Here is a 9,711-nt window from a genome sequence, read left to right as displayed (position 1 = left end):
CGCCGCCTAACTTTTGTGTCCACATCCGACATTGTGGGCACATCCCCGCTCTCATCGATCCATCACGATCGCATAAGAATCGATGAGATGCGGGAGCCGAACAAGGCGGCGCTCACCGGAGGCAGACGCAGTTCCTACCAAAACGAGCTGCTCTGACTGTGAAGCGCCCAACAAAAAGGTTGCGTTGCTATTTCGCGACAACCTAAAGGAGTGTGCGCAATTGTTAGGGCCTGCTTTCTGTGCTGCTCGCTCGCTGATAGGTGTCTGCTTGGCTACTAGCTTGGCCGACCCACAATTCCGAGGATGCGAAGTGCCAGACTCGTCATTCCTAGGCTTCAGAGGCCCGCTATACGATCAGGTTCACAAGCATCTTCGCGCTCGAATACTGGCGGGCGAGTGGGAGCACTGGCAGCCGTTGCCCCCCGAAGTTCTGCTATCGCAAGAACTCGGCGTAAGCGTCGGGACAGTACGCCGGGCCATGGAAAAACTGATGCAGGAAAGAATCGTCGTGCGAGAGCGCGGTCGAGGAACCTTCGTAAGGCGCGAATCCGGTCAGCGCCAGGTGGCAATGCTTGCGGTACGCCGACACGATGGCGAATTGATCGAACCGGATAGATCTCCCACCCGCTATACCACACTGCACCTTGCGGGCCCGGCCGCCCGCGCGATCGCGGCACGAGCCGATCCTAATCTCTCATTGCCGATCATCAAGTTCGAGCGAGATTGGCAGATTGGCGATAGCCAGGTTGGGCGGGAAACCATGATCGTACATCAGGAGACGTTTCCCAATTGGCCAGAATTGGCGGAGCTGTCCGCAGACGCCCTTTTCGCAAAATATGTGGAGCAATACAGGACCGAAATGCATACCGTGCGGTGGGAAGTCGGCACTCGGCCTCTGCTGACATCGATGGATGGCCTGGGTGAGTTGCCGAACCCTTGGGTGATCGTAACCAGGCAAGGGATGAATGCCAACGGCGATCCACTCGAGGTGTGTGAGCATGCGATTTCGCTTGCTTCGCATACCTTTGAAATCATCCAGTAACGTGGATCCGACGGCACTCATCCAGTCAACGTTGAGTTCGCCGCCCAAACATGACGAAAATCGAGAGCCCTATCTCACATTGCAAAGCAATTCAGAAGCCAGTTTCTATTCTGGACAGCGTCAGCTCCGAGAGACCGGCCACGCTTGCCCCAATGAAATATGCAGCGAACATGACTGCCGCGAAGACCCCCACGATTTTCGGCACGAAAGTCAGCGTGACTTCCTGAATCTGCGTTAATGCTTGAAAAACTGCAATAATCAGACCTATCACCATTGCGGCAATCACGCCCGGGCTGGACGCGGCGATCACGGTCCAAACGGCGTATCGCAGTAGGTCCAGTGCGTCACTCTCGGTCAAATCGAGCTACCTCCGACAACGACGCCGGGAGACATCGCGATCTCCCTTCCATCGGCCAAGACAGCAACAACACCTCCATTGACTAGCTTGGCGGCGGCAACTGTACCAGTTGTCTGGCCATCGGCAGAGGTCAGGGTTTTCCCAAGCAAATCTCCGGCCTGCTGCATTTGCACCGCAGACAAGACGTCGCTCAGGCGCGTATTCATCTCAACCGACTTTTCTACCTGCGAAAACGTCGCTAATTGGGCAACATAGTCGCTCGACTTCATGGGCTCCAGGGGATCCTGATTCTGCATTTGCGCGATAAGTAGTTTCAAGAACGCATTATAGTCCAGGCTCGTGCCCGCGCCCGTTGCAGAAGTTGTCCCGCTCGCGGTCTCAGCGCTCGTAGCCCGGCTCGTTGCCGTCGGTGCGACGTCCATCAGCATTTCATCCCGATTTGATCACTTCTCGTGGACGCGCACTCATGCGACGGCCTTTGCAACCGCTGTGTCGGGGATTGCATCCCGCAGCACATCGTCCTCGATGGCAAATAACGACCTTATCCGCTTTAGCGCCTCGAAGATCTTGCCGCGCTCGATCTGGAGCTTCACATCCTCTAGACCCGCCAGGACATCCTTGTTCCGAAATGCAGCAATCAGTCCACTATGTTGCTGCTCGTAAATTTGTCGCGCGAGGGGCTCGGCTTGCGGTTCGATCAGCATCGATTGAACCACAAAATACAATTGGCGCAGCGGCGTCTTCGCTTCCTCCTGCTGCATAACATGGCCCTCCAGCAAAAAGACCACGTCGTTCAACAGTTCGATTGCGACTTTCCTATCGACCCGGAGCACCGCACCATTGATGTATATTCGTTCGTTCGCCTTCAGATGGAGCTTCAGCCGGCCGTTCACAGCAGTCCCTCCTTGATCGCCTTGGACACCATGATGATGTCCGCGAACGACCGATTCTGGCCGGATCGGATGCCCTCGATTTCCCGAAGGATCCAGATCCCAATCGAGATAATCTGGGCTCTTATGTCGTTCGGAAGTCCGTTCTCCGGCGATGCTAAGTCTTCGATCAACACGGTCCAAAGCCGACTGGCAAACAGAATAGCATTTGCCACGTCAGCAGGCGTGCGAGCCTCACCCTCTGCGCATTCCATCAAAACGATCGAATGATCAATCGCAAGACGCTCGTGCTCACGGGCTTCTGTTTGGTCGTCCTGCTGGAATTCTGCATATTGTGAGTTCAGCATGGTCTGCCGTTCCTTGCACTCATAAGCGTTGACTTTAGAAAATCGTGCTCGCTGCCATTGAAACCACCACCAGCAACATGCTCTCCACTAGAGGTAGTCCAGCAGACTCAATTTGAACATCCGTGCAGTCACCGCATAGGAAACCTGCAATTGCGTCGTCAGGCTATTGAGCCGGCTGCTAGCTTCGACTTGATCGACGCCTTCCAGCCCCCCAATAACTTTTTCAAGTACATTGCGTTGTGTTTCCATTCTGTCGTTCGCACCCTTTATCCTGCCTTGAAGCTCTCCCAGAGCCGCTTGAGCGCGGGTGATGCCGCCAGCGGCAGCCCCCGCGCCCTCAGCAACCAAGCCCGCCAGTGTTCTAAAAGAGTCGGCGTTCATCCCGCCCGCACCAGAATCAACCACCGCAACAAGGGCTGAATAGAGGCGGCGAATACCGGTGTCATTCGCAGTCACCGCGACAGCAGCATGCTCCTGCGGACCGATGCGCAGCTCCGTTGGATCGTCACGCGCGCTCGAGAATGTCGACTGCCAACCAGGAGCCTCGAACAGTGTTCCATAGGCCCCGCTCCAGTAGGAGTTCACCTGATTCGGCGTTATCCCGCCAACCGCAGCATCGTCGGGAGCAAAGCCAAACTCGGCAGCGAAGGCCCCGATCACTGCCGATCTGGACACCGGAGGCGGAATGGAAAGATAGTCAGCGACCGGCGCACTAAGACTGTTCGCGCCTGAGAAGACATACGTCCCGTTACTGGTGGCAGAAAGCAAACTCGTGAGCGTCGAGAGCATGGATCGCGCGCTGGCCACAAACAGCTCCCTGTCTGCGTCCGATTGCGTGGCCCGCGTGGCCTCATCGAATAGATTGCGCGCCAGATCGAGCATGCCACTCATGGAGGCCTGCATTGTCGACAGCTTCTGCCCCGCAACGGCGTTCATGGACTTAATCGAGTCCATGTCCTCTTTTATGAGCCGGGCATCGATTGTTCGCGATGTCTCCGAACCGAGCGCGATACCGACATCATAGTGGCGACCCGACGTCACTTCATAGGATGTTTCGCCAAGCTGAGATTGCGTGCGCGACGTCGAAATGCGAGACGCTTCCCACAAAGCCAGAGACGAAATTGTTGCGGTCATCATTCATCATCTCACTGCAGAAAGGAGGGCGTCGAACATCGAATTGACTGAACTAATCAGTCTCGTGGAGGCTTGATAGGATCGCTCCAGAGCCATCAAGGCCGTAAGCTCATCATCGAGGTTCACCCCGACTTCCGATTGCCACGCACCAAAGGCTCTTTCGGCCAGCACTTGCTTCTTCTCGCTGTCAGCGCTGCCGGCCGAGCGTTGACCTTCGACCCAACCAGCACTCGACGTCGCAAGCGCCAATACTCCGCCAGAAGCTACGGAAATCCCAATCGATGAAGCAAATGGCTGATCGGCTGAAAGTCGGTCGATCAGCTGATTGAGCCGACCATTGTAACCTGGCATATCACCAGCGTTGTAATCGTAACTTGGATCGAGCGGATCCGAGATGCCCCCGTCGCGTATGCGCTCGATCGTTCCGCCCAATTCAGGTCGAACATTTGCATTCACGCTGATCAAGCTGGCGAGACCCACGGCGATACTTCCGGATGGAGGCAGTGCCGGACCACCCGGAAAAGTGAAGAGACCCGCCTGGTCGGGCCCGGTCGGCAGCGTCGACTGATCCGCCTCGCTGGTCGCGACGATAAGGCCGCGCGCAACTTCATCCAATTGTCGATCCAGCTCGAGGGTGACCTCGTCTCGCACGATGAGAAGCCCGCCGATCCTTCCGCCGAGGCTCTCTCCGTCACTTTGCGGCACACCGTCGATGCGCAACGACGAACCGACTTGGCCAGGTAGTGGCACCGCTCCGCTGTCGAACGATATCGAACGCGCAGAAGTCTCAAAGAGAACTGATCCATTTGCGAGATAGAGCGCCATGTCACTATCCGATCGCGCTTGCGTTCGGATATTCACGAGGTCGGCGATTTGGCGCACGATGCTATTTCGTTGATCAATCTGATCCGTGACGTCGCGTCCCAGCGCAGTGCCCGTCACAATCTCGCGGTTGATCCCTGAAAACGTCTCCACGAGTGACTGCAATTCGCCAACCGCTTGACCGAGAGCTGCTTGGGCGTCGAGGCGCGTGGATGCGCTCAATTGCGATGCGGCGTTCAGCGATGTCGCCAAGTTCTCTGCGGACGTGAGAACGCCTTGCAGCATCGCTGTGTCGTGCGGAGCAGAGGCGGCCGTTTGAAGCGCACTGCGAAACTTTCCGATAAGTGCAGCCGGACTGCTTTCGGACTCCGGGTCCCCGACAACAGCGGCAATCTGCGCAAGCGCCTTCGCAACCTCGGCCGACTGACTGCTCGACGCGGTGCTTTCAAGAGATCGCTCTAACAGCGCGGACCGGACTTGGTTGGTCACCCCCGCGACATAAACCCCACCTGACGCATCCGTGACGACAAGCGCGGACTTACGTGCTGCATTGGGATTTTCGCCGTTCGACACATTTCGCGAGACGACCGATGCCGACGTCGCATTGGTCGCCAAAGCACCGCGAGCAATATTGTAGGCGAGAGTAAGCGACATAGCCGAGCCTGCTTCCTATCGCGAAAGTGTCACCGCTTCAGATTGACGAGAACGTCCATCAATTCCGACCCGGTCTGGAACACACGCGAGTTCGCGGTGTAATTGCGCTGCGCTTCGACCATGTCCGTCAGCTCGGAGGCCATATCAACAGTCGACGATTCGAGCGCTCCCGAAATAAGCGATCCTCTTCCACCCCCACCCGCAGCTCCCAACGTGATGTCGCCGGACCCGCTCGAAAGCTGAAAAACGTTGCCAGATTTGGGGGTAAGCTTGTCGGGGCTTGCCACCGTCGCAACGGGGATCTGAAAAACCGCTCTTCGCGATCCATTGCTGTAAATCTGCGAAACGATGCCATCGGCGCTAATCTCGACACCGGATGGCTCCATTGGTGGATTACCATTCGTTTGGACTGGCATGATAGTGAACTGCGTCGCCAATTGAGTGGTATCGCTCATCGAGAGGGTCATCGCGGCTCCGCCGGGAACCGGGATAGCAAGCGAAGTCGGGCTCGTCGATGTCAAGTTGCCGGTCGCATCGAACTCCAGAGTGCCGCTGGCAAGGGGAGCGGGGGAGGAGTAAGGAAATCCGCCGCCGGCCGATCGATCGGCCGCGTTGTAGACTGAAACTTCCCATTCTCCCGCGGTTGGCGTGCGGGCGTAGTAGACATCAAGGGTCACTTCCTCACCCAGATTGCCGTACACAACGATGGACGTGCGGGCCGAAGACTGAGCGGTGGCCGCATTGGCCGACGGCATATCTGCTGGCGCAATGACGGCGGCCTCGGACGGAAGATTGACAGACAGGAGGCCCGTCGTCGTCGGAGTGCTCTCCAACTTACTGCTGCTAAGGTCCACCGGCTGCAAACCGGCAACCCCGTTTGCGGGCAATATCGCGCTATTCCCACCGTTCAATGGCACGCCAAGAAGCGTGAAGCCTCCGGAATTGACAAGCTGTCCCGCGTCATCGAGCACGAAAGCACCTGCCCGCGTCAGGCTCACGGTGCCGCCGGAATCTTGCACCAGGAAGAACCCGTCACCGCGTATCGCAATGTCCGAATAGGAGCTCGAGCCCTGCAGAACGCCTTGGCGAGAAATTTCGCGGCGGATCGTGGTGTCGACGCCGCCGGACGAATAACTCGAGTTCGGTGTATCGAGAAGCAACGAAGAAAACTCAGCTTTCGATGATTTATAGCCGACCGTCGAGGCATTCGCGATATTCTCAGAAACGGCGCTTAGGCGATTCGACTGCGCCGCCATCCCGGAAACGCTTGTCCGCATTAGTCCGCCAATCGACATTGTTTCGGCTCTCCCTGCCCGTCTGGAAGACAACAATGCCGTCGTCACCTTGCGTGAGACTGTCCCATCGCTTGCGCTGCGGCTTTCCACTTCCAAGCCTCCCACGCGAACCGTCTACATCAGTGTATCGAGCCCAGCCCACCGCAGTCTGTACAGGCAGGCCGCCACCAATTGCGGATTTCGGTCAACGTCCCCGCAAAAATCCGAAACAGATCGAATAATTACAAATAATTAACTGAAATATACATGATTGCCGAGCGTTATCGCACCATCAACGACCGGGGGGCCATTCTGCCCTCATGATGGAGGACCAAACATACTCTTTGATTGAGGAGCGGGCTCGCGAGCTTGCGCATTGGCTCGAGCACGAGTCTCCGTACGTGCAGTTCGATCAGCAGCACCTTGATAGCGGGTCACCGCAGCAGGCGTACTGGCACCTGGGCTACCTAACGGCGCTGCACGATGTCTTAAATCTGATCAAGGATGGAACCGAGCGCAAATGGGACAAAGCCAATTCGTCCCCTTCGGTCGATCCGGATGAATGATGTTCCCTGGCGGCCGGAATTGGTGAAACAACTCGCATTCTCGTTCGAACGCCACCTGCGGAGACATTGAAGCGGCAAACTTGAACCGACTGCCCGATCCAATCAGCTCTTGAAGCCGTTGTCTCAGATTCTGATCTCGGCCAATTCGCTGCATGCGGAACGTGCCCATTGGATCCACATATCCCAGCGCAAACACGCCGCAAGCAGCCGGCGGCAACTCCCGCTCAATCGCATCGAATGCTAGCTCGAACGGGCCCAGCAACGCAGCTTTCATGATCGGCTCCTGTCCTTTCCCCTCAAGCCCGAGACATTCTTCGCTTTAAGCGCGACTCGATTCCTAGTTCGCATGACGGGATCGTAGCTCGGCCTGAGTGACAAAGTTCAGGCTTTCGATAACGGCCTCGCGCACGGTTGCCCTCCCCATCCGCTTGTTTGAGTGGTCAACTATTCGGCGACTTAGCTCTAGCACCTCGGCCGCGCGCAATGATGAGAAATCGAACGATTTTTCCTCGTAGATGGCGCGAAATGCAGCCTCGGCGGCGTATGCTGCAAGAAGTGCCTTATGCGCCTTTACATCAGCGGCGGGAGCGGTAACAGACGTTCGCGCAACAACATATCCGATCACTTTTCCGCCTCGAATTACGGGGGCGGAAATAGGTTCAAGCTTAACAATGTCAATATGCTCTTGCGGTACGTGTTCTGTCGCACTTGGGGACGAAACGATACCAGCCGCGTAGTGGCCGATGAGCGTCGCAACAATCGCCAGAACCCCTAGCGACAGGCTTCGTAACATCATCGATACCCGCGCCCGGAAACATTATTCGTATAAGTGCCGTCGCTGTTTGCGTTTACGAGTATGTTGCATATGAGCCCCGCCACCTCACTAACCGCCGCGATATGGCGGCGCAGAAGATCTGCATTCGCTTCGAGCGTGCCGGCGGCCTCCTGGAAAAGTTGACGAGCCTCGCCGTCGACTACGCCGGGATTGGCGACTTTCAATTCTCGAGACAGCTCGATCGCCAACTGATCCTTGCGAGCCACGATTCGGCTGAGGCCATCGAATTGCGAAGTGTCGAGCAACTCTCGCTCTTCTTCGGCCATGATCTTGATGCGCGCAACGATACGTCGCAACGTGTCGTTGCTCTCGTTGTTTGGAAGTTGAGGAGTGGGCATGTCGAGAGCCTTTATTTGCGAGTTTCCGAGCTTGGCACTTCGACCGGCGCCAGATCTCGGTTTGAAGCAGGAGAAACCATTGTCCGCCACGACGTGTCCGCCGCTGGAACTGCACCGAATGTTCGACTTTTAGCGTGGCCAACGCCGGCAGTTGTTGTTCGAGCCGACGTGCGTGACGCGTTTGGAAGCGCCGGTAAAAGCCTCAATTGCCCGCTGGCGGCGATATGGCGGGCAATGTGCTCGGTCATCAGAGACTTCCAATAGCGACCGGCTGGTCCGGATCCGAGCGGGCCACTTTTCATGCCCGACATCATCGGGGCAATCATCGCCTGGAGGGCCACCCCATCAAACTCGACCTGAGCGCTCCTGGATCTCGTCTCGGCTTGGCCGCGACGATGATTCACCCCGTTCGGCGGCGCCGCCAAAGGGTCGGCCAGCGCGCCCGGAGATACGATCGCTAGGAGCAACGCCAGCAATCTGTGCTTCAGTATCGGCATTGTTTGAGCTGACGTTTGGCTTTCTCTGGCATCACGACGGTGTGGGCAAGACGCCTATTGAGAAACGTAAGCAATCGAAATTGTGCAGGAGTCTAGGCCCGAATTCAATTCGTTAGCCCATAATCCTTACCTCAAGCTGGCCTTAGAAGGCTCACAAGGCGCTCCAGAATTTCGTCGTCGTCTCGGCGCGACAGCGCATTCCGAATAGCGAGGGAGTGGGACTTGAGCCCACCTTCCGCCCCCTTTTTCTGACCCATTGCGTTCATCGTCACGTCCAACTGCGAATGGAACTGCAGTTCCGCCCCAGCTTGGTTCCTCCGCGCACGTGCCGCGCGCGCCATGGAAAGCTGAAAAATGAAGTCACCGCCCGCTAACGGGTCGTCCAAGCGCCGCTCAGCATCAGCGGTGCCGTCGGTCGCCGCTCGCACTTCCAGATGGAGCCGCGCTAGTTCTGCGGACTCCCGCCGGTAAATCAATTCGGTGACACGCACCAGGCGTTGCAGGCGCGCGGTCTTGCTGTTGGCCATGCGTCGCGCTCCAATCTACGTGAGTTCACTCATCATTGAGGTAATGCCAACCGAGAAATCGCGCCGCTCATTACAAGTAGCATTTGCCCCAGCACGATAAGAAGTAATGCCAACCCGCCCAAAGCGACAAACGGAACAGAGACGAAATAGGACGGCAACTGGGGAACCAGCCTTCCCAAAATACCAAACATGGCGTTGATGATGACCGAATAGACTACAAACGGTGCACTGATCTGCGCACCAACGATAAACGCAGCAGATAGTGTCGTAGTAACGTTGCGCAACATCACGGCCGCGTTGGGCATCGCTGCTATGGGCAGATCCGAATAGGACCGAGCGAGAGCAGAGATCAGATATAGTGGAAAATCCATCAGTATAAGCAGAAGAACGGTCATTGCAGAAACCAGCATAGCGACCGCGGGCTCTG

General features: G+C 56.9%; 13 protein-coding genes. 2 read left to right on the top strand and 11 right to left on the bottom strand.

Annotation, left to right across the window (positions count from 1 at the left end):
- The first annotated feature begins 82 nt into the window (after window positions 1-82).
- Entirely contained in the window at window positions 83-1,042 is a 960-nt protein-coding gene (locus AB7F49_RS35175) for a GntR family transcriptional regulator (RefSeq protein ID WP_428531212.1), read from the top strand.
- A 91-nt stretch (window positions 1,043-1,133) separates the two neighbouring features.
- Here AB7F49_RS35175 and AB7F49_RS35170 read toward each other — a convergent pair whose 3' ends face one another.
- The 7 genes from AB7F49_RS35170 to AB7F49_RS35140 all read right to left on the bottom strand — a co-directional run bounded on the left by AB7F49_RS35170 (window position 1,134) and on the right by AB7F49_RS35140 (window position 6,542).
- On the bottom strand, window positions 1,134-1,400 hold the full coding sequence (locus AB7F49_RS35170) for a flagellar biosynthetic protein FliQ (protein ID WP_428531209.1): 267 nt from the start codon (window positions 1,398-1,400) through the stop codon (window positions 1,134-1,136).
- Window positions 1,397-1,828, bottom strand: coding sequence for a flagellar hook assembly protein FlgD (flgD, locus tag AB7F49_RS35165; protein ID WP_428531206.1), 432 nt, complete (start codon window positions 1,826-1,828; stop codon window positions 1,397-1,399). The genes AB7F49_RS35170 and flgD overlap by 4 nt, the downstream gene beginning before the upstream one ends.
- A 36-nt stretch (window positions 1,829-1,864) precedes the next feature.
- Window positions 1,865-2,293: a flagellar biosynthesis repressor FlbT gene (gene flbT / locus AB7F49_RS35160; RefSeq protein ID WP_428531203.1), complete on the bottom strand. Its 429-nt coding sequence runs from the start codon at window positions 2,291-2,293 to the stop codon at window positions 1,865-1,867.
- Window positions 2,290-2,637: a flagellar biosynthesis regulator FlaF gene (flaF, locus tag AB7F49_RS35155; protein WP_428531200.1), complete on the bottom strand. Its 348-nt coding sequence runs from the start codon at window positions 2,635-2,637 to the stop codon at window positions 2,290-2,292. Before flaF ends, flbT begins: the two co-directional genes overlap by 4 nt.
- 87 nt (window positions 2,638-2,724) lie before the next feature.
- Window positions 2,725-3,774: a flagellar hook-associated family protein gene (locus tag AB7F49_RS35150; protein WP_428531197.1), complete on the bottom strand. Its 1,050-nt coding sequence runs from the start codon at window positions 3,772-3,774 to the stop codon at window positions 2,725-2,727.
- A gap of 3 nt (window positions 3,775-3,777) precedes the next feature.
- Window positions 3,778-5,247, bottom strand: coding sequence for a flagellar hook-associated protein FlgK (gene flgK, locus AB7F49_RS35145; RefSeq protein ID WP_428531194.1), 1,470 nt, complete (start codon window positions 5,245-5,247; stop codon window positions 3,778-3,780).
- A 29-nt stretch (window positions 5,248-5,276) separates the two neighbouring features.
- On the bottom strand, window positions 5,277-6,542 hold the full coding sequence (locus AB7F49_RS35140) for a flagellar hook protein FlgE (protein WP_428531191.1): 1,266 nt from the start codon (window positions 6,540-6,542) through the stop codon (window positions 5,277-5,279).
- Window positions 6,543-6,922: 380 nt separating this feature from the next.
- Here AB7F49_RS35140 and AB7F49_RS35135 point away from each other — a divergent pair, with 380 nt between their 5' ends.
- Complete coding sequence (locus tag AB7F49_RS35135; RefSeq protein WP_428531188.1) at window positions 6,923-7,087, top strand: hypothetical protein; 165 nt, start codon at window positions 6,923-6,925, stop codon at window positions 7,085-7,087.
- A 337-nt stretch (window positions 7,088-7,424) separates the two neighbouring features.
- On the opposite strand, the gene AB7F49_RS35130 is transcribed toward AB7F49_RS35135, so the two are convergent.
- The 4 genes from AB7F49_RS35130 to AB7F49_RS35115 form a co-directional block, all read right to left on the bottom strand.
- Window positions 7,425-7,883 carry a hypothetical protein gene (locus AB7F49_RS35130; protein WP_428531185.1) on the bottom strand — a complete coding sequence of 153 codons (459 nt, stop codon included), beginning with the start codon at window positions 7,881-7,883 and terminating at the stop codon, window positions 7,425-7,427.
- Entirely contained in the window at window positions 7,880-8,350 is a 471-nt protein-coding gene (locus tag AB7F49_RS35125) for a hypothetical protein (protein WP_428531182.1), read from the bottom strand. The genes AB7F49_RS35130 and AB7F49_RS35125 overlap by 4 nt, the downstream gene beginning before the upstream one ends.
- Before the next feature lie 538 nt (window positions 8,351-8,888).
- A complete protein-coding gene (locus AB7F49_RS35120; RefSeq protein WP_428531179.1) occupies window positions 8,889-9,284 on the bottom strand; it encodes a hypothetical protein in 396 nt (131 codons plus the stop codon).
- A 32-nt stretch (window positions 9,285-9,316) separates the two neighbouring features.
- On the bottom strand, window positions 9,317-9,711 hold a 395-nt coding region (locus AB7F49_RS35115; RefSeq protein WP_428531176.1), incomplete at its 5' end, for a flagellar biosynthetic protein FliR.

This window comes from Pseudorhodoplanes sp. (genome assembly GCF_050250235.1).
In the GTDB taxonomy this organism is placed as follows: Bacteria; Pseudomonadota; Alphaproteobacteria; order Rhizobiales; family Xanthobacteraceae; genus Pseudorhodoplanes.
This window is presented reverse-complemented; position numbering and strand designations above follow the sequence as displayed.

Excerpts from the sequence above, each read along its gene's own strand:
- AB7F49_RS35175 (WP_428531212.1), top strand. The coding sequence starts at position 83 with ATGAGATGCGGGAGCCGAACAAGGCGGCGCTCACCGGAGGCAGACGCA.
- flgD (WP_428531206.1), bottom strand. The coding sequence starts at position 1,828 with ATGCTGATGGACGTCGCACCGACGGCAACGAGCCGGGCTACGAGCGCT.
- flaF (WP_428531200.1), bottom strand. The coding sequence starts at position 2,637 with ATGCTGAACTCACAATATGCAGAATTCCAGCAGGACGACCAAACAGAA.
- AB7F49_RS35150 (WP_428531197.1), bottom strand. The coding sequence starts at position 3,774 with ATGATGACCGCAACAATTTCGTCTCTGGCTTTGTGGGAAGCGTCTCGC.
- flgK (WP_428531194.1), bottom strand. The coding sequence starts at position 5,247 with ATGTCGCTTACTCTCGCCTACAATATTGCTCGCGGTGCTTTGGCGACC.
- AB7F49_RS35140 (WP_428531191.1), bottom strand. The coding sequence starts at position 6,542 with ATGTCGATTGGCGGACTAATGCGGACAAGCGTTTCCGGGATGGCGGCG.
- AB7F49_RS35130 (WP_428531185.1), bottom strand. The coding sequence starts at position 7,883 with ATGATGTTACGAAGCCTGTCGCTAGGGGTTCTGGCGATTGTTGCGACG.
- AB7F49_RS35120 (WP_428531179.1), bottom strand. The coding sequence starts at position 9,284 with ATGGCCAACAGCAAGACCGCGCGCCTGCAACGCCTGGTGCGTGTCACC.